We start from the raw sequence: 18,670 nt of genomic DNA, 5'->3' as shown, positions 1-18,670 counted from the left end.
ACAGCGAGCGCTTCGCACGGGACGACAGGGAGCGCTTTGCGCGCAACGGCAGGGCGCGGCTCGGGCGCGTCCTTGTGGCCGGTGTCGCGTTCCTCCTCTGCGCCTGCTTCCTCAGCTCCTGCGCGGAGGACGTCCGCGAGAGCGCTGCCGTCTCGACCGCTCCCGTGATCGCGCCCGGCCGGCCCGGCGAGGAGGCCAGGACCCTCAGCCCCGCCGAGGCCGCCACCGCCGTCCCCTCCCCCACCGTCAACGCGGCCGACGTGCGGTATGTCCAGGACATGATCGTCCATCACCGGCAGGCGCTGGACATGGCGGCCCTGGCTCCCTCACACGCCTCCTCGACCAAGCTGAAGGCGCTCGCGGCCCGCATCCATGATGTGCAGGAGCCGGAGATCCGCGTCATGACATCCTGGCTCGACCGGGAACACCTCCCCCGGCCCGACCATCACGCCGATCACCACGACATGCCGGGCATGGCCACCCCGGAGCAGATGAAGGCGCTCAGGGCGGCCTCCGGCGCCACATTCGACAGCCTGTTCCTCCAGATGATGGTCGCCCATCACGAGGGCGCGATCACGATGGCCACCACGGCACTCACCGAGGGTTCGCACCTCACCGTCGAGCAGTGGGCCACTGACGTGATCGCCGAACAGACCGCCGAGATCCGGCGGATGCGTGAAATGCAGGGCGCCTGACCTGCACAGCGCCTGACCTGCACAGTGCTCCACCTCACTGATCGCATTACCTCTCCGGTAATCGCCGCGTCGCATGCAGGTGCACAAGAGTCGTGACATGAGCGCTGACAACACCTATGACGTCGTGGAAGAGCTGCTGCGCCGGATGACGGAGGGCGATCACGACCGTACGGCGGCGCTGTTCGCCGAGCCTGTCGACTGGCTGCTCTCCTGGCCCGCCGAGGGGCATCCGGCGGTTCCCTGGATCCGGCCGCGCTCCAGCCGTGCCGAGGTGGCGGACCACTTCCGGTCTCTGGAGGCCCACCATGTGCCCGAGCTCAATGGCACGTCGGTCACGCGGATCCTGGTCGACGGGGCCCACGCCGTCGTCCTCGGAGAGATCGTGCAAACGGTCCGGGCCGGGGGCACCGCCTACACTTCGCCTTTCGCGCTGCACCTGACCGTGGAAGACGGACTCGTCACCCGATATCACATTTACGAAGACAGCCTTACTGTTGCGCGCGCTCTCAGCACCCAAATCAGCCCATAAAGGGCCCTTTTTTCTGGGGCCCCAGGAAATCGCCCAGCGAACTTGCTTCCCGCTTTTCTGGCGTGACACAATTGGCACACGCTTTCGAAATCACGAGTGGAGGTGCGATGGATATGTTCGACACTGATTCTGAGCGCCTTCGTCGTTCGAATAATCCTGACGACGGTTGGTGGGACCGTCTGGTCGCCTATTCGCCACTGTGGTCGTCCGACGGCTCGTCCGCCCGCGAGCCCTTCCCAGTCATCGGCTTCGAGCCCCCGCAGCCCACCGGCGCGCCCGATGCCGCGAGCACATCCAGCTCGGGCACGGACGCCTCGGGCACGGATGCCGCCGGTGCGAATGTCGCCGACCTGGACGGCGCTGGCGGGGATACCACTGGCGGACATGCCGACGGCACAGAGGCCGACAGCGCGGATGCCACGCGTGGGGCTGCCCCTGGCGCGGATGACTCTGACGTGGGTGCCGCCCGTGGTGATGCCTCCGATGCGGGTGGCCGTGGTCGCGGCCGTGTGCGGTCGTCGTGGGTGGTGGTCGGGTCTGTTCGTGAGGTGGCCCAAGAGCTGGCGCTGGTCCCGCTTCCCGAGGACGTGGACACCTGTCTGGCCGAGGCGGAGGAGTTACTGTTCGCCCGTGACCGGATCACCTGTGCGCTGGCCGACCGCGTGGGCCGGGTCCATCGTGCAGGGCAGGCCAAGCAGCACGGGCATGCCTCCACCCGCAGTTGGTTGCGCACCGCTGGTGGGATGACGGTGGGGGGTGCGGGCCGCCTGCTCACCCTGGGGGCGGAGTTGCCGCGCCTACCCCAGGTGTGGGAGAAGTTCGCTGCGGGACAGTTGGCGGCGGGGGTGGTGGAGGCCATCTGCGCCGCCGTCGCCGGACTGACCGACGAGCAGGCCGGCTTGGCGGAGCCGATCCTGGTGGAGCTGGCCGGCAAGGCCGGGGCGGCGGAGGTGGCCAAAGCCGGCCGCCATTTGCGGGCGGTGCTCGACCCCGACGGCGAAGAACGCGACGAGCAGGCCGATTACGGGCGGCGCTTCCTGCGGGTTCGCCCCGGTAAGGGCGGCGGCGTGGAGGGGGAGTTCTACCTGCCGCGTGAGCCCGGCGCCCGGCTGATGACATTGCTGCAGGAATACGCCAAGAAGAAGGCCGACGGCGATGACCGCACGCTGACGGAGCGTCAGGCCGACGCCCTGATCGCCGCGCTGGAGCAGGAGATCGTCACCGAGCTGCTTGTCGTGGTCAGCGCCGAATCCCTCCCCACCGACCCCGAAGACACCGACCCAGCCGACGAAACCACCGACCCCGCCACCGACGACCCCACCGACGACCCCAGCGAGGCCGGGGCAGACGCCGGTGCGGCTAGCGATGCCGATGCCGACGACGCTGTGGACGCCGGTGCCGGAAGCGCCGACGACGCTTGCGATACCGCAGAGACCTGCCTCGGTGACGTGCGCAAAGCCGAAGCTGACTCGGCCACCGACCCTGCTACCGGTTCCGGCAACGCTGCGGCCGGACTTCGCGAGGAGGAGTCTCGCGGCTACGGGGTCGATGAGCATGGGGCCGGTGAGCGGCGGCCCGGCGAGTGCGAGCCGCGCGACACCGCAAGCACCGCCTTTGCCGAGGCCGACGACGCTGAGGGCGACGAGACCGTGAACACCAGCTCTGCCGAGTGCAACGAGAGCGCGCCCGCCAAGGACGGAGACGGCGACCGCGATGCGGCCCAGTCCGGAGCACCGCACGCCACACAGGGCGCGTCGGCATGGCCTGCTGACGGCGGCGGGCATTCGCACACAGCACCTTCGGGCACGGCCCCTTCAGACACAGCATCTTCGGGCGCGACGGCTTCGGACGCACCGCCATCGCAGGCAGCGCACTCGGAGGCGGCGTCTTCGCAGGCGGCATGTTCGGAGGTGGCGCGGCCGGATCCTCCCCCCGACGAGGCCTCCCCACGTCACACACACGCCGGGCCTCGGCCTGCGAGGCACTGCCGGCATGGCCAGGGCACGTGCCGGTGCGACGGCGAGGCGCGATGCGCCTGCGCGACCGGAACACCAGGAGCCGGGCGAGGGACGCGCCGGGCGGCGCAAGGAGCCTCGCAGGGTGCGTCACCGGGAGCAGCTCCGGGAGCGTCGGCAGGCACGCCGCCCGGGGCGCCGCCGGGGACGGGCCTGGGGGCGTCACTAGGACCAGTGTTGGGGGCGTCGTTGGGGATGGTGCCGGGGTTGTTGCTGGCGACCGGGCAGGTGCTGCCCGTCTCCAGCGTGCACCGCCTCGCCCGCACCAGCACATTGGTGCGGATCGTCATGAATGCCGAGGGGCAAGTGCTGGACATGGGCCGCAAGGTCCGCCTCGCCACCCCCGCCCAACGACGGGCCATCTACGCCCGGTACGCCACCTGCTGGATCGACGGCTGCCCCCTGCCCGCGACCATGTGCCAGATCGACCACGCCGACAACTGGAGCACCGGCGGGCTGACGGACCTGAAGCTGCTGGGCCCGGCCTGCCAGTTCCACAACCGCGACCGCTACCAGCACCCCGAGCGCTACACCCGCCGCAAAGAAGGCACCGACCGCTGGGCCTTCACCTACCACCGCCTCGGAAGAGCCCGACGACTACGGGAATGAGGCGGGGAGCGAGGAGGGGCGACACACAGGGGGCACCGCACAGGCAGGCCCGGGCGGCTGCGGGAGTGAGGCGGGAGGCACAGAGGCGACGCGCACAGGTGGCGACGCGCACAGGTGGCGACGCACAGGTGGCGACGCACAGGGGGGCGACGCACAGGGGGGCGACGCACAGGGGGTACCGCGCAGGCAGGCCCGGGCGGCTGCGGCAGTGGGGAACTCGGGCTGACGGCTGCCTAGGAGCCGAAGCGCCAGGAGCGGAGATACTCCTCCTGCTCGCCGGTGAGCGCGTCGATCGCGATCCCTGCCGCGGCGAGCTTCAGGCGGGCCACCTCGGCGTCGATGTCGGCCGGGACGTCGTAGACGCCGGGCGACAGCCGGGCCGACTCGCGGACCAGCCAGGCGACGGCGAGCGCATGGGCGGAGAACGACATGTCCATCACCGCGGCCGGGTGCCCCTCGGCGGCGGTGAGGTTGACCAGGCGCCCCTCGGCGAGCAGCAGCAGCCTGCGGCCGTCCTCCAGGACGTACTCGTCGGTGTTGGGCCGGATCCCGAAGCGCACCTCGCGCGCCATCTCCTCCAGCGCCCGTACGTCGATCTCGACGTCGAAGTGGCCGGCGTTCGCGAGGATCGCACCGTCTTTCATGACGGCCAGGTGCTCGGCGCGGATGACGTCGCGGTTGCCGGTGACGGTCACGAACACGTCGCCGGTCTCGGCGGCCAGGCTCATCGGCCGTACGTCGTAGCCCTGCAGGGCGGCGTCGAGGGCCTTGACCGGATCGATCTCGGTGACGACGACCCGCGCGCCGAGGCCCTTGGCCCGCTCCGCGACGCCCCGGCCGCAGAAGCCGAAGCCCGCCACGACCACGGTGCGGCCCGCGAGCAGGACGTTCGTGGCCCGCATGATGCCGTCGAGCGTCGACTGGCCGGTGCCGTAGCGGTTGTCGAACATCCGCTTGGTCCGCGTGTCGTTCACGGCGACCATCGGGAAGCGGAGCGCGTTCTCCGAGGCCATCTGACGCAGCCGGATGATCCCGGTCGTCGTCGCCTCGCAACCGCCGACCACACCGTCGAGGAGCTCGACCCGCTCGGTGTGCAGGGTGTTGACGAGGTCGCATCCGTCGTCGAGCACGACGTGGGGCGCGATGTCGAGCGCCTGGTGGATGTGCCGGTAGTAGGTCGCCTTGTCCACCCCGGCGCGGGCGTGCACGGCGATGCCGTACGTTCTCAGCGCCTCGGCCACGTCGTCCTGGGTGGACAGCGGGTTGGACGCGGCGAGGGCGATATGGGCGCCGCCCTCCCGCAGCGCCCCGAGGAGCACCGCCGTCTCGGCGGTCACATGCATGCAGGCGGCGATGCGCAGGCCGTCGAGCGGCCGGTCGGCGCCGAACCCGGCGCCGACCGCCTGGAGGACCGGCATCGAGCGGGCCGCCCACTCGATGCGCCGCTCTCCGGCCTCCGCGATGTCCGCCGTGATGTCCGGCTGAATCACGCCGTCTGCCTCCTGACGAGGGGCGCGGACCGGGCCCGCGCCCCCGTCGTGCGAGTCGCGATCAGTAGCGGTAGTGGTCCGGCTTGTACGGGCCCTCGACGTCGACGCCGATGTACTCCGCCTGCTTCTTGCTGAGCGTGGTCAGCTTCACGCCGAGCGCGTCGAGGTGGAGGCGGGCGACCTTCTCGTCGAGGTGCTTGGGCAGCACGTAGACGCCGGTCGGGTATTCGTCGGTCTTCGTGAACAGCTCGATCTGGGCGATGACCTGGTTGGTGAACGAGTTCGACATGACGAACGACGGGTGGCCGGTGGCGCAGCCGAGGTTCATCAGGCGGCCCTCGGCGAGCACGATGATCGAGTGCCCGTCGGGGAACACCCACTCGTCGACCTGCGGCTTGATGTTGACCTTCTTGATGCCCGGGATGCGGCCCAGGCCGGCCATGTCGATCTCGTTGTCGAAGTGGCCGATGTTGGACACGATCGCCTGGTGCTTCATCTGCGACATGTGCTCGGCGCTGATGATGCCGTAGTTGCCGGTGCAGGTGACGAAGATGTCCGCGATGCCGACGACCTCCTCCAGGGTGGTGACCTGGAAGCCGTCCATGGCGGCCTGGAGCGCGCAGATCGGGTCGATCTCGGTGACGATGACCCGGGCGCCCTGGCCGCGCAGCGCGTCGGCGCAGCCCTTGCCCACGTCGCCGTAGCCGCAGACCACGGCGACCTTGCCGCCGATCAGCACGTCGGTGGCGCGGTTGAGGCCGTCGATCACGGAGTGGCGGCAGCCGTACTTGTTGTCGAACTTCGACTTGGTCACCGAGTCGTTGACGTTGATCGCCGGGAAGAGGAGCGTGCCCGACTTGTGCATCTCGTAGAGGCGGTGCACACCGGTCGTGGTCTCCTCGGTGACGCCCTTGATGCCCTCGGCGACCCGGGTCCACCACTTGTCCTCGGAGACCGTGCGGCGGAGCGTGTCGAGGATGACCGCCCACTCCTCGGGGTCGTCCTCGCCGGCGACCGGTACGGCGCCGGCCTTCTCGAACTCGACGCCCTTGTGCACGAGCAGCGTCGCGTCGCCGCCGTCGTCCAGGATCATGTTGGGGCCGGAGCCGTCGGGCCAGCGGAGGGCCTGCTCGGTGCACCACCAGTACTCCTCCAGCGTCTCGCCCTTCCAGGCGAAGACCGGGACACCGGAGGGGTTGTCGACCGTGCCGTTCGGGCCGACGACGACCGCGGCGGCGGCGTGGTCCTGTGTGGAGAAGATGTTGCAGCTCACCCAGCGGACGTCGGCGCCGAGCGCGACCAGCGTCTCGATCAGCACGGCGGTCTGGATCGTCATGTGCAGCGAGCCCATGATCTTCGCGCCGCGCAGCGGCTGCGCCGCGGCGTACTCCTTGCGGGTCGCCATGAGGCCCGGCATCTCGTGCTCCGCGAGGCGGATCTCTTTGCGGCCGAATTCCGCAAGCGAAAGGTCGGCGACCTTGAAGTCCATGAGTGTCTCCTCCGTTGTCCGTCGTTGCGAGTTTAGGCGTCGCGAACGCAGGAACGCATACGCGAGGCCGCGAACCTGACACAAGAATGTGAGATTCCGTCGCTGACGGGTTCCGGACGCCCACGGGACTGTCTAGCGTGGACCCAGGAACGGGGACCGGAGGCACGATGCGCATCACCGAGGCGGCCAAGCGGCTCGGCATGTCCCCCCGGATGTTGCGCTACCGGGAGGCTCTCGGCCTGCTGCCGCCCGTACGGGACAGGGGCGCCCATCGGCGCTTCGGGCCCGACGAGCTGGAGGCGGTGCGCCAGGCGATGGAGCTGGAGCGGCGGTTCGACGTCTCACCGGCCGAGCTGGCCTTCGCGCTCCGGGCGCTGTCCGAACCCGCGGTGGCCCAGGCCGTACGGGATCTCGGCGTGCGCATCGGGCGCATCCAGGCGCCGCGCCGGGCGCTGGACTTCGAGAAGGAGAAGGCCCTGCGGCTGCTCCGGCACCGGTGAGTCAGGCACCCGAGATCCGGTGCCCGGGAATCAGGCGCGCGGGGATCAGGCGCGCGGGGATCAGGCGCCGACCACGAGGCGCAGGTCGTCGGCCCGCAGGGAGTCGGCCGTGACGTACGGCTGCTCGCTGACGATGTCGGTCATCGTCAGCGGGACGTTCAGGGACGGCACCAGTTTGAGCGCCTTGACCAGCAGGTTCGGGTGCTCCGCCGTGAACTCCTGAGGCACGCCGAGGAGTTTGGCGGTCATCTTCGTGGTGCAGATCACTACGTTGCCCTCGAAGGTGAACGTGCTGCCGGTCAGCGTCGCCGGCCCCATGGTCTGCTGGGGCTGCTCCAGCACGGCCTTGTCCATGGTGAAGCGCAGCATCTTGACGGTGCCGGTCGCGGTGGGCATCTCGACCACGCCGGTGAACTTCATGCCGGTCATGGTCAGCGAGGGCGCGCGGACGGCGGCCGTCTCGGTCGCGACCCGCACCGCTCCCGATCGGGAGGAGACCCCCGGCTCGTCGTCCCCCTCCTCGCCGGGCGACGGCGATGGGCTCTTCCTGCCGGTGAGCGACCCCACCGCGCCCTCCAGATCCGTGGGCAGCTTCGTAGGCAGCTTCGTGGGCAGCTTTGTCGGCAGAGCCGTGGGGAGCGCGCTGGGCAGGACACCGCCGAGGGCGTCGGACAGGCCGCTGGGGACGGCGCTCGGGACGACGCCGGGCAGGAGGGAGCCGCTCTGCCCGCCCGTTCCCGGGTCGTCCCGCGCCAGTGCCGTCCCGCCGGCCAGGATGACGGGCAGCACGGCGATGGCCAGCGCCTTGGTCCCCGGACCCGGGCCCGTGTCTCCGCGCCCGCCGCCGTCCGGACGTACGCCACCGCCGTCAGCGCCGCCGTCAGCGCCACCGCCAGCGCCACCGCCAGCGCCGCCGTCAGTGCCGTCGTCAGGCCCCTCATCAGGGCCGGGGGCCTCGGAACCAGCGGCGGGATCGGCGTCGCGCTTGACCCGGGCGACCAGGATGCGCGGGCTCTCGTCCGCGGGTTCGGCGGGCCGCTGCGGCCGGGCGGCCTCCAGGCGCTCGTCGCCGCTGACCACCCGCCGCTCGGTGAAGGTGATGCCCCCGTCCGAGAGCACGGGAGGCGCTGCGGGCGCAGTCGGAGCCGTGCCGGCCTCGCTGGTCTCCGCGGGCGTCCAGGCGACCGCGAGCGCGCCTCCGACCAGGCCGAGCAGCATGCCGATCAGGAAGCCGCCCAGGTTGGCGTAGACGAACGACGCGATCGAGACCAGTACGGCGACCACGCCGAGGAAGACCCGCTGGCGAGGCTGGAGCCACACCATCAGGCCCAGGATGATCAGCACCAGCGCGATCAGATAGGTGGCGCCGACCGTGCCCGACTGGATGACGAGCGGCAGGGCCTGGGTCGCGAACGGGATGCTCAGCAGCTCCAGACCGGCCGCGAGCACCAGCAGGCCGCCCCAGAACGGCCGCGACCGCCGCCATTTCACCGGCCGCTCCATCAGAAGCACTCGTGCTCGCCCGGCTCCACGGCGAGCTTCAGCCCCGGCAGCTTGAACGTGGCCGCGTTGACCGCCCAGGAGACCTGCCGGAAGTCCTTGATGGTGATTCCGGCCGCCTGCTGGCCGAACATGCCCGGCGCGCCCTGGCCGTCCGGAAGCTGGTCGAGGGCGCTGGCGTCGCGGCCCGCCTCCAGCTTGGTGAAGACCGCGTTGCCCTCGATCTGGGTGGCGTCGACGATCATGTTCTCGGCGGTCACCGGGTCCTTGCCCGTGCCGGCGGTGATCCGGATGGTCACGGCGCCGACGGGCGACTTCACCAGCACGGTCTGGCACATGTTGGTCAGGGTGGCCTTCCGGATGCCGGAGACGGCGACCGGGATCTTCTGGCCCTTCTTGTTCTCGACCGTGCTGCCGTACTGCACGAAGCCCTGGCCCTGCAGCGTGTCCGCGGAGACCTTGAACGTGTCACCCGAGACGACGAACGACGCCCCGATCGCCCCCTCCGCGGTCGCACCGACCAGTACGGAGGCGACCGCGAGCGCGGGCACGAAGACGAGGGCGAATCGTTTCCACCGCACGCGTCCCTGAATCACGAGTCACCTCCGGGGTCAACCAGCCGTAATGTAAGGGTAAAGTTACCGACCGGTACCGCCAGTGATGAAGTGACTGTGCATCACATTTCAATCACGGTGTGCAAGGAGATCGAACCGCCCGTAACGGGCTTTATGCGCCGGTACGTTGCGCCGAGGCGGCGTCCGCCCGATAGAGGTCCGGCTCCAGGTAGATCACCCGGGCCATCGGCACCGCCTCGCGGATGCGCCGTTCGGCCTCGTCGATGCCGCGAGCCACCTCACCGGCGGTGTCGTCGTGCTCGACGGCGATCTTCGCGGCGACCAGCAGCTCCTCCGGGCCGAGGTGCAGGGTGCGCAGGTGGATGACCCGGCTGACCTCGGGCGCGGCCTCCAGCGCGGCGCAGATCTTGTCCTCGACCTCGGGCGTCGCGCTCTCGCCGATCAGCAGCGACTTGGTCTCCGTGGCCAGGATGACCGCGATCACGGCGAGCAGCACGCCGATCACGAGGCTGCCCACGCCGTCCCACACGCCGTTGCCGGTGACCACGGCCATGGTCACGCCGAACAACGCGAAGACCAGACCGAGCAGCGCGCCGAAGTCCTCCAGCAGCACCACCGGAAGCTCGGGAGCCTTCGCCCGGCGGATGAAGGCCACCCAGGAGTGGTCGCCCTTGAGAGCGCGCGACTCCTTGATGGCCGTACGGAACGAGAACCCCTCGGCGACGATCGCGAAGATCAGCACCGCGAAGGCCCAGACCGGCGACTCCACGGGCTGCGGGTCGGCGATCTTGTGCCAACCCTCGTAGAGGGAGAACAGGGCGCCGATCGTGAACAGCACCACGGCCACCACGAACGCGTAGAAGTAGCGCTCCCGGCCGTAGCCGAAGGGGTGCTTGCGGGTGCTCCGCTTGGCAGCCTGCTTGCCGCCGAGCATCAGCAGCGCCTGGTTGCCGGAGTCGGCCACCGAGTGGACCGACTCGGCGAGCATCGACGACGATCCGGTGAACAGGAACGCCACGAACTTCGCCACGGCGATCGCCAGATTGGCGCCGAGCGCCGCAAGGATCGCCTTGGTACCGCCACCCGCACTCACGATGGACTCCTCATTTCAATCAGCCGAGGCGATCCTATTGGGAAATCCTGGCCTGGAGTTCCCTCGCCGCGACGGCCGACGCCGGATCGATCCCGTACCCGAGAGCGAGGTAGACACTCGCGTAGTCGCACAGTCCGGCCAGTGCGGCGAACCGGTCCAGCGGATGCGCGCCCTCCCCCAGGATCTCGGACACCGGAACCCCCCGGTCCTCGGCCAGCCGTACGGCGGCCGTCCGCGACCTGGTCACCTGGGGGTGCTCCTCCTCGTCACGCAGCAGGAACAGGCGCAGGCGCGCGCCGCCGCCCGGCTCGTCGTCGAACGGGTCGGCGAAGACGTCCCGCCCGGCGAGGGGACCGTCGAACGTCGTGATCTGGTTGTGGGCGGCCTCGGGCAGCTCCCCCCAGATCGCCGGATAGCCCGCGTCCCCGCTCAGCCGGCCGGCCAGGCCATGGGCCGCCACCGCGGCCAGCGGCGAGGTGCCCCAGATGACCGGAAGCGTCCCGGCCAGTTCCATCGCCAGCGTCTTGCCGGGGTTGATGAACGCCTCACTCGACGGCCGGCACCGATGGGCCAGGTCCTCCAGCCGCTTGGCCACCGACTCGAACTCGCTCTCCCCGGCCGGCACCAGCCCGAGTGAGGCCGCCGCGAGGATCGGCGGCACCATGAGCGACCACAGCGTGGCCCTCGGCTGCCCGGCGACCCCGGTCGCCCCGCCCACCTGCGCGTACGGCCCGCCGGCCCGCTCGACCAGCGCCGACAGCGGAGTGCCGGGCGCGCCCACGCCCACGAGCGCGCACCCGCGCCGTACGGCCTCGCCGGTGACGGCGAGGGTCTCCTCGGTCCCGCCGGAGCGGGAGACGGCGATGACGAGATCGGCGGCGCCGACCCAGCCGGGCAGCCGGTGGCCGCGCACCGTCACCACAGGGACCGGAGCGCCATATCGGCAGAGCGCCTCCAGCACGTCGCCCACGAGGGCGGAGACGCCCATGCCCGCCACCACGATCGCGCGGGGGCGGCCGTCGCGGCCGACCCGGGCCACGCCGTTCTCCACCGCCGACTGATAGGCCGCCCGCACCTGGGCGGCCGACGACGCCACGGAACGGAGCATGCCGGAGGGGTCGCCCTCCACCAGATATGCCTGGTCGTCGAGCCGGTCGGGCTCGAACCGGGCCCCTCCGGCACTGCTCATGCCTTGCGTGCCTCGTCGACGAGGAGCACCGGGATGTCGTCGCGCACCGGGTAGACCAGCCCGCACGACTCGGAGGTGCACGCCAGCTCGTCCGCGTCCGGGACTGCGCGGAGCGGGGACTTGCACGCCGGGCAGGCGAGGATGTCCAGCAGCCAGTCGTCGATCTTCAACTCGTCAGCTCCTTACAACGGCGAGAACTTCGTCTCGGACTGCGGCGACCTTCTCCTCGCCGGCTGCCTCCGCGTTGAGCCGGAGCAGCGGCTCGGTGTTGGACGGACGCAGGTTGAACCACCAGTCCGGACCGCTGACGGTGAGTCCGTCCAGCTCGTCGAAGGTAACACCCTCGCGGCCCGCGAAGGTCTCACGCACCCGGGCCAGGGCTCCGGCCTGGTCGTCGACCCTGCTGTTGATCTCCCCGGACGCGGCATACCGCGAATACTGCGACAGCACCTCCGACAGCGGCCGGTCCTGCTCGCCCAGCGCGGCGAGCACGTGCAGGGCGGCCAGCATGCCGGAGTCGGCGTACCAGAAGTCGCGGAAGTAGTAGTGGGCCGAGTGCTCCCCGCCGAAGACGGCACCGGTGCGGGCCATCTCCGCCTTGATGAACGAGTGTCCGACGCGGGTGCGTACGGGCTTGCCGCCGTGCTCGGTGACGATCTCCGGCACGCCCTTCGAGGTGATCAGGTTGTGGATGATCGTGGCGCCGGGGTTCTTGGCCAGCTCCCGCACCGCGACCAGTGCCGTGATCGTGGACGGCGAGACGGACTCGCCCCGCTCGTCGATGACCCAGCAGCGGTCGGCGTCGCCGTCGAAGGCGATGCCGATGTCCGCGCCCTGCGAGACGACCGCCTTCTGCAGGTCGCGCAGGTTCTCCGGCTCGATCGGGTTGGCCTCGTGGTTGGGGAAGCTGCCGTCGAGCTCGAAGTAGAGCGGGGTCAGCTCGATCGGCAGGCCATTGAAGACCTCCGGGACGGTGTAGCCGCCCATGCCGTTGCCGGCGTCCACGACCACCTTCAGCGGCCGGATGCCCGACAGGTCGACCAGCGTCTTCAGATGGGCGGCGTAGCCCTCCAGCAGGTTGCGCCGGGTCACCGTGCCCGCGCCCGGCGTGCCGCCCAACTCGGTCTCGAGCAGTTCGGCCGCGCGGTCGCGGATCTGCAGCAGGCCGGTGTCGGTGCCCACCGGCACGGCGCCCGCCCGGCACATCTTCATGCCGTTGTATTTCGCCGGGTTGTGGCTCGCGGTGAACATGACGCCCGGCAGGCCGAGGCTGCCGCTGGCGTAGTAGAGCATGTCGGTCGAGCCCAGCCCCGCGTTGATCACGTCGGCGCCCCGGGAGGTCGCGCCCCGCGCGAACGCCTCCGCCAGCGGGCCGGACGAGGTGCGCATGTCGTGCGCCATCACCACAGATGACGCGCCGGTCAGCTCGACGAAGGCCGCCCCGACGGCCTGTGCGATCTCCTCGTCGAGCTCGTCGGGCACCACGCCCCGCACGTCGTACGCCTTGAAGATCCTGCTGAGGTCGGCCACTGCACGCCCCTAAAAGTCGTTAAGTCTTCGCACCTGAGCCTATAGCGCCCTCTTGCCCACGCAGCGGGGTGTCAGCGCTCCCTGTTGGGCTGGGCGGACTTGAGCACTCTCAGGTGACCTCGGCGGCCCACCTCGACCGCCTGGCCGACGGGCTCGCCGGCGGCGGGAGCGGGGCGCGCGGCCTCGCGGACCGCGTTCGCCAGGGCCTCCAGGTCGTCCCCACTGGGGGTGGCGGACTCGGACGGAAGGCGCACGACCTCCCATCCCCTGGGCGCGGTGAGCCGTTCCGCATGCTCCGCGCACAGGTCGTAACAATGTGGCTCGACGTACGTCGCCAGGGGGCCGAGTACGGCGGTCGAGTCGGCGTAGACATACGTGAGTGTGAAGACGGCAGGCTGCCTGCAGGCGGTACGGGAACAGCTGCGGACGGGGCTCACGGAGGGACCGTATCCGGTCCGCGTTCACATTGCCACCACCCCGCCGCTCTTATTGAACGTGTCGCCACAATTCCGCGATCTCTGAAGTCGACATGACGTAGTTGGGCAAAGCGGACACGAGCCGCCGGACCCACCGCGTCGGCGGGGCGGGCTCTAAGCTGACTGCGTGAGCGATCGGAGCGGCGACAGGCCGGATCGAGTGCGGCGGGTGCGCCGGCGTGACCGGCATGGCCGCGGCATGCGCGGACCCCTCGCGCCCTCGCACGTCCCCATCGCCAAGTCGCGCGGCGAGCGGTTCGACGACCTGGTGCTCGACGCGGTCGACCGGCTCAAGCCCCGGTGGGGCACCCAGCTCGCGTCGGTCGAGTTCGCGGTCGAGGAGGTGCCGCCCGCCGCGGAGCTCCTGGACGGGCCGGCGCGGCTGTCCTCCGACCCGATCCCCCTCGGACGGGCGGAGTCGGCCGCGGGGGACGAACCCGCCGCCGTCGTGCTGTATCGCCGCCCGCTGGAGGCCCGGGCCCGCGACCGCGAGCAGCTCGGCACGCTGGTCCTGGACGTGGTCGTCGAGCAGGTGGCCAGTCTGCTGGGCCTCACGCCGGAGACGATCGACCCCGGCTACGACGACCGGCACTGACCCCTCACGGAAGCACGGCGCCCGGGGAGTCGACGGTCGGGGGCACCAGGGCCCAGATCCTGGCCATGGCCAGCGGCTGCGCGGTCACCATCTGGCCGTCGCCGGCCCCCTCGTCGAGGACGCGCCCGCCGTACACGGGACCGGAGCCCGGCTTCGGCCGTACGACGACGCTGAAGCCGCCCTTGCTTCCCTTCGGCGGCGTGAGCTTGAGCTCCTTGGTGCGGGCGGCGGGCAGCTTCACCTCGACCGGGTCCGGCGCCGCGCCCTTCGTGGGCACCAGCCGGACCTCGACGGTGGCCGCCGCGAAGGGCGCCGACAGCACCAGCCGGGAGGTCTGCTTGCCCTCGGCGCGGCCGTCCGCGACGACGCTGCCGAGGTCGATGGACGGGGCGCCGGCCGTGAAGGCGACGTCCTGCCGCACGCCCGTTCCGGTGATCTTCAGGCCCGCCACGATCGGGACGTCGGACTCCAGCACCAGCGCGGCCGGCTGGCCGCCGATCCCCGTGGACAGGTCGAGCGAGGACGCCGATCCGGCCGGCACCTCGATCGTCTCCTTGTTCTTCAGCGCGTAGGAGCCGTCCTTCAGCACGGCCTTGATCCGCACGGACGTGTCCCGATCCCCCGGCGTGGCGACGTACAGCTCCCGCTGCCCGGCGGTGCCGGGAATGCCGGGGACGACGACCCGGGTGGCCGGGGCGGCGGCCGCGGGCAGCCAGTCGACGCCCCTGCCCTCGCCCAGCACGGCCTTGACCGCGGCGGCCACCCGGCCGCTGCGGGTGCTCACCTGCAGGGCCATGATCAGCGGGGATGGCGCGAGGTCGCGCAGCCTGATCACGCGGTGCTGGCCGGGCTTGACGACGACGCCGTTGCCGCGCTCGCTCAGCACCGGGCCTTCGCCGGAGTAGACCATGAACGAGACGTTGGCCGGGGCCGCGTCGGGGTTGGCGAGATAGAGGGTCATCTCCGCCGCGGCCGGCCCCGGCCCGACGAACCAGCTCTCCGCGCCCGGCTCGACGCACCGCACTCCGGCGAGCCCCCGCTGGGTGCCCGACGTCTCCCTGGCGGTCTGGGCGCTCTCCAGCCCGGCGGCCATGGAACCGGTGGCGTCGACCACGAGGGGTCCGCCCCCGGCGGCGATCTCGCGCTGCCACAGCAGACCCGGCCGGTCGATCACGTCGTCGCCGCCCTTGCCGCTCTTCCCTGCCGGAGCCTTGATCGGCGACAGGGTGGCGCTTCCGGGGGTCTCGGGCCGTTCGGGGTCGGCCGGGGTCACCACGCTCACGCGGCTGCCGGATGGCGCGGGGCACACGGCGGTCACCGACTCCACCGGCGCCCTGACGGCCTGCGGACGCGCCTGCGCGGCCGGCGCGGGCCGGCTGACGAAAGCGACGCCATACAGCGCGCCCAGCGCGACCAGCACCAGGGCGAGCAGGCCGAAGCGGTTCTCGATCAGTCTCCTCACGCGGGCACCCGATCTTCCTTGGCCCGGCCTTCCTTCGCCCTGCGGCGGCTCCGCGGGGCCTCCTCGGGGGGCGCCTCGATGTGGTCGCCCTCCGGCTCCTTCGTACGGGCGCCGGGCGAGGCCAGGATCAGCACGAGCACGAGCAGCCCGCCCTGGGCCCACAACCAGCCCCGATGCAGGGTGCCCGCGGTCGCCGGCGGCGCGGGCACGGTCACCTGACCGGCCACGCGCCACAGGCCGCCCGTCTCCGAGAGGCTCACCCTGACCAGGGCGGGCTGGGAGTCGAGCGCCTGTTGCAGGGCGGGGTCGACCCGGCCAGGCACCGTCACGAAGCGGACCCCCGACGACGCGAGCGTCTCGACGTACGTGCTGCCGCGGCCCGAGGCGAGCCCGGCGACCGCGGTCGTGAAGCGATCGGTCGCGTCCCGGGGCGATTCGAGGTCGGACTCGCCGATCAGCGGGCCCCGGCCGCGCATCAGCGTGTAGCCGACCCTGCCGTCCCTGGGACGCAGCAGGAGCGTGCCCTCGCCGGGCTCCGACTGAAGCTCGGCGAGCACCGGCACCGGGTCGCTCAGGTCGCCGCGCAGCGGGCCGTGCGCGCCTCTGGTCACCCACAGAGCGGCGGCGGCGAGCGGGGTCGCGAAGGCGACCACGACGATCAGCATCGCGCCCAGGCGGCGCAACCCTCTCGCCGCCCGGAACTCGGCGATCCGGTGCGCCTGGTGCGCGGCGGCCACCAGCAGGCCGGTCGCCGCGAAGGCCAGCGGCACCCCCGGCCACGCCGCGCCGCCGACCCGGCTGACCACGATCGCCACCAGCAGCCCGAAGAGCATGACGCCCCAGCCGATGGCGACGACCATCTGGTGCCGCCGCAGCAGCAGCGCGGCCAGCGCGACCGCGATGAGGCCCGCCGTCGCCCACACGGGCGGCACCCCCGGCCCGCCTGGGCTCAGCATGAGCAGGTGGTCGGCGCCGAGGCGGGGGTCGATGAGGCGGGCGTCGTGCAGGCCGGATTCGAGCAGGATCCGTCCCGGTTCCCTGGCGATCTGCACCAGCCACGGGAGCAGCAGCACGACCGGGGTGCCGAGGCCGATCACGAGCGACCGCCTGACGCCCCTGCGGATGCCGCCGAAGGACACCGCGGCGAGCCCGCCGAGTATGGCCACCAGCACGTACACGAGCGGGACGAAGGCCGTGCCCACGGCCAGGAGCAGGCCGAAGCCCCAGGCGGCCCGGCGCGATCCGGCGATCACCCGCGTGGCGAGCGCCGCGTAGGCGGGCAGCAGCACGATGACGATCGCGGTGCCGAGCCGCCCGCCGGCGATCACGCCCGTCGTGACCGGCAGCAGGGCGTAGGTGGCGGCCAGCCAGACCCGCGCGGGCGTGTACGAGATCATCCGCTTGGTCGCGGCGTACGCCGAGAGCCCGGCCAGCGGCACGCAGCCGAGCAGCACCACGGCCACGGCCAGCCACGTCTTGCCCAGCGCGACCGCCGACAGCCCGGCCAGCACGGCGACGTACGGCGGGGCCCAGGTCTGCGAGCCGAGCCCGGCGGCGTGGTGGTCTTCGATGTAGAGCCGCCACAGGTCGGACGCGCTCCCGGTGACCGGCACCAGGGCGCCGCCGCCCAGGTGCCCGTCGGAGGACAGGAGGGCGGGCAGCAGCGTCCTTTCGGCCGCCAGTGTGATCACCGCGAGGATCAGGAAAAGCACCACGCCGGGGCTGCTCAACATGCGCTGGACGCCGCCCGAGTCGGTCAGCAGCTCGTCGCCGTCGTCCTCCTGGCCGGGGTCCGCGGCGGCGTGGTGGCGGCCCGCCGAGTCGACCGGACCGGCTCCGGCGAGGAAGCCCTGCACCATGTCGGCCAGCCGCCGCAGCGCGGCGCCCGGCGGGGTGAGTTTGCGGCGGATCGCGGGCCAGCCCTGTTTTCTGCCCTTCTTCCTGGCCTTGCGGGCGCGTAGCAGGCGCCAGGGATGGCCGATGACCGAGCCGAGCGCGGCCAGTTCGTCGAGGGCGTTGGCCGGCTGCTTGGCCAGCAGGAACAGCAGGGCCCGCAGCGTCGACCCGATGACGTTGCGCAGCAGCGCCCGCACGAGCGCGCCGAACGGCACGTTGGCCATCAGGACGAACAGGCCGTTGCGCCGGTCGAGCCTGCGCGGGTGCTGCTCGCTGGAGGCGATCCTGCGCCGCCGCCGCGCCGACGCCTCGGCGTGCCAGGCCACCGCGTCGCTCACGTTGAGCACGCGGTGCCCGGCCGTACGGGCCCGCCAGCACAGGTCGAGGTCGTCGCGGAACAGCGGCAGCGCGGGGTCGAGGCCGGACAGCTCGTCCCAGACGTCCCTGCGGATGAGCATGCCCGCCGTGGAGACCGACAGGACGTCGGCGATCCCGTCGTGCTGGCCCTGGTCGTACTCCCTGGGCTCCAGGCCGGTGTCGCGCCGTCCCGACCTGCTGACGGTCACGCCCATCTCCAGCAGCACCCGCCGGTCGAGCCAGTCGCGCAGCTTGGGGCCGAGGATGGCGGCCTTGGGATCCTGCTCGGCGGCCCACAGCAGGGCCTGCAGCGCGTGCGGGTCGGGCGCGCAGTCGTCGTGGAGCAGCCAGACCCATTCCTGGGCGGGCGCGGGCGGCAGCCGCCGCAACACCTCGTGGACGGCCTCGCCGAACCCGGTGGACCTGGGCAGGGTCAGCACGTTGCCCGGCCCGAACGCCTCGGTCAGCAGCTTCCCGCTGCCGTCACGGCTGCCGTTGTCGACGCCGACGACACGGTCGAGAGGCCGGGTCTGGCGCAGCACCGCCGCCAGCGTCTCCTTGAGCCAGCGGGCGCCGTCGTGAGCGACGACGATCGCGGTCACCGAGTGCACGTCGAGTCCTAGGGGGGTCGTACGGCTGAGCGCCGACCACGATACGGCAACCCGGACTC

At 71.6% G+C, this 18,670-nt stretch carries 16 protein-coding genes; 5 read left to right on the top strand and 11 right to left on the bottom strand.

Annotated features, from left to right (window positions below):
- The 3 genes from FLX08_RS27540 to FLX08_RS27530 form a co-directional block, all read left to right on the top strand.
- Nucleotides 1–695: DUF305 domain-containing protein (locus tag FLX08_RS27540; RefSeq protein WP_341874353.1), on the top strand; the 695-nt coding region annotated here is incomplete at its 5' end.
- A gap of 97 nt (nucleotides 696–792) precedes the next feature.
- Nucleotides 793–1,224 (top strand): nuclear transport factor 2 family protein, encoded by a 432-nt coding sequence (locus FLX08_RS27535; RefSeq protein ID WP_142622869.1) that lies wholly within the window; start codon nucleotides 793–795, stop codon nucleotides 1,222–1,224.
- Nucleotides 1,225–1,331: 107 nt separating this feature from the next.
- Nucleotides 1,332–3,848 carry an HNH endonuclease gene (locus tag FLX08_RS27530; RefSeq protein ID WP_142622867.1) on the top strand — a complete coding sequence of 839 codons (2,517 nt, stop codon included), beginning with the start codon at nucleotides 1,332–1,334 and terminating at the stop codon, nucleotides 3,846–3,848.
- A 233-nt stretch (nucleotides 3,849–4,081) separates the two neighbouring features.
- Here FLX08_RS27530 and FLX08_RS27525 read toward each other — a convergent pair whose 3' ends face one another.
- A complete protein-coding gene (locus FLX08_RS27525; protein WP_142622865.1) occupies nucleotides 4,082–5,338 on the bottom strand; it encodes an adenosylhomocysteinase in 1,257 nt (418 codons plus the stop codon).
- Nucleotides 5,339–5,399: 61 nt separating this feature from the next.
- Nucleotides 5,400–6,827, bottom strand: a complete 1,428-nt coding sequence (gene ahcY, locus FLX08_RS27520) for an adenosylhomocysteinase (protein WP_142622863.1) — start codon at nucleotides 6,825–6,827, stop codon at nucleotides 5,400–5,402.
- Between the two features lie 167 nt (nucleotides 6,828–6,994).
- Between ahcY and FLX08_RS27515 the strand changes: the two genes are divergently transcribed.
- Complete coding sequence (locus tag FLX08_RS27515) at nucleotides 6,995–7,327, top strand: MerR family transcriptional regulator (protein ID WP_142622861.1); 333 nt, start codon at nucleotides 6,995–6,997, stop codon at nucleotides 7,325–7,327.
- 60 nt (nucleotides 7,328–7,387) lie between these two features.
- On the opposite strand, the gene FLX08_RS27510 is transcribed toward FLX08_RS27515, so the two are convergent.
- From FLX08_RS27510 to FLX08_RS27480, 7 genes are all read right to left on the bottom strand, one after another.
- The gene (locus tag FLX08_RS27510; protein WP_142622859.1) at nucleotides 7,388–8,818 is read right to left on the bottom strand and encodes a DUF6114 domain-containing protein; all 1,431 of its coding nucleotides are present in this window, start codon (nucleotides 8,816–8,818) and stop codon (nucleotides 7,388–7,390) included.
- 11 nt (nucleotides 8,819–8,829) lie between these two features.
- The gene (locus FLX08_RS27505; protein WP_244312919.1) at nucleotides 8,830–9,408 is read right to left on the bottom strand and encodes a DUF6230 family protein; all 579 of its coding nucleotides are present in this window, start codon (nucleotides 9,406–9,408) and stop codon (nucleotides 8,830–8,832) included.
- A gap of 145 nt (nucleotides 9,409–9,553) precedes the next feature.
- Nucleotides 9,554–10,495 carry a cation diffusion facilitator family transporter gene (locus FLX08_RS27500; protein WP_142622855.1) on the bottom strand — a complete coding sequence of 314 codons (942 nt, stop codon included), beginning with the start codon at nucleotides 10,493–10,495 and terminating at the stop codon, nucleotides 9,554–9,556.
- Nucleotides 10,496–10,529: 34 nt separating this feature from the next.
- Complete coding sequence (locus FLX08_RS27495; RefSeq protein ID WP_142622853.1) at nucleotides 10,530–11,684, bottom strand: SIS domain-containing protein; 1,155 nt, start codon at nucleotides 11,682–11,684, stop codon at nucleotides 10,530–10,532.
- Nucleotides 11,681–11,854, bottom strand: a complete 174-nt coding sequence (locus FLX08_RS27490; RefSeq protein WP_076432865.1) for a Trm112 family protein — start codon at nucleotides 11,852–11,854, stop codon at nucleotides 11,681–11,683. Before FLX08_RS27490 ends, FLX08_RS27495 begins: the two co-directional genes overlap by 4 nt.
- Nucleotides 11,855–11,858: 4 nt before the next feature.
- Nucleotides 11,859–13,214 (bottom strand): phosphomannomutase/phosphoglucomutase, encoded by a 1,356-nt coding sequence (locus FLX08_RS27485; RefSeq protein WP_142622851.1) that lies wholly within the window; start codon nucleotides 13,212–13,214, stop codon nucleotides 11,859–11,861.
- A 71-nt stretch (nucleotides 13,215–13,285) separates the two neighbouring features.
- Entirely contained in the window at nucleotides 13,286–13,651 is a 366-nt protein-coding gene (locus FLX08_RS27480) for a DUF3499 domain-containing protein (RefSeq protein ID WP_142622849.1), read from the bottom strand.
- Nucleotides 13,652–13,817: 166 nt separating this feature from the next.
- Between FLX08_RS27480 and FLX08_RS27475 the strand changes: the two genes are divergently transcribed.
- Nucleotides 13,818–14,285: a metallopeptidase family protein gene (locus FLX08_RS27475; protein WP_244312918.1), complete on the top strand. Its 468-nt coding sequence runs from the start codon at nucleotides 13,818–13,820 to the stop codon at nucleotides 14,283–14,285.
- A gap of 4 nt (nucleotides 14,286–14,289) precedes the next feature.
- On the opposite strand, the gene FLX08_RS27470 is transcribed toward FLX08_RS27475, so the two are convergent.
- Entirely contained in the window at nucleotides 14,290–15,747 is a 1,458-nt protein-coding gene (locus tag FLX08_RS27470; protein WP_142622847.1) for a DUF5719 family protein, read from the bottom strand.
- Nucleotides 15,744–18,611 (bottom strand): glycosyltransferase family 2 protein, encoded by a 2,868-nt coding sequence (locus FLX08_RS27465; RefSeq protein WP_142622845.1) that lies wholly within the window; start codon nucleotides 18,609–18,611, stop codon nucleotides 15,744–15,746. The genes FLX08_RS27470 and FLX08_RS27465 overlap by 4 nt, the downstream gene beginning before the upstream one ends.
- Between the last annotated feature and the right edge of the window lie 59 nt (nucleotides 18,612–18,670).

Source organism: Microbispora hainanensis, assembly GCF_006874475.1.
Lineage (GTDB): Bacteria > Actinomycetota > Actinomycetes > Streptosporangiales > Streptosporangiaceae > Microbispora > Microbispora hainanensis.
The sequence above is the reverse complement of the archived record's forward strand: the minus strand, read 5'-3'. Positions and strand labels throughout refer to the sequence as shown.

Coding starts and splice junctions, on each gene's coding strand:
- ahcY (WP_142622863.1), bottom strand. CDS start 6,827: ATGGACTTCAAGGTCGCCGACCTTTCGCTTGCGGAATTCGGCCGCAAA.
- FLX08_RS27515 (WP_142622861.1), top strand. CDS start 6,995: ATGCGCATCACCGAGGCGGCCAAGCGGCTCGGCATGTCCCCCCGGATG.
- FLX08_RS27530 (WP_142622867.1), top strand. CDS start 1,332: ATGGATATGTTCGACACTGATTCTGAGCGCCTTCGTCGTTCGAATAAT.
- FLX08_RS27495 (WP_142622853.1), bottom strand. CDS start 11,684: ATGAGCAGTGCCGGAGGGGCCCGGTTCGAGCCCGACCGGCTCGACGAC.
- FLX08_RS27535 (WP_142622869.1), top strand. CDS start 793: ATGAGCGCTGACAACACCTATGACGTCGTGGAAGAGCTGCTGCGCCGG.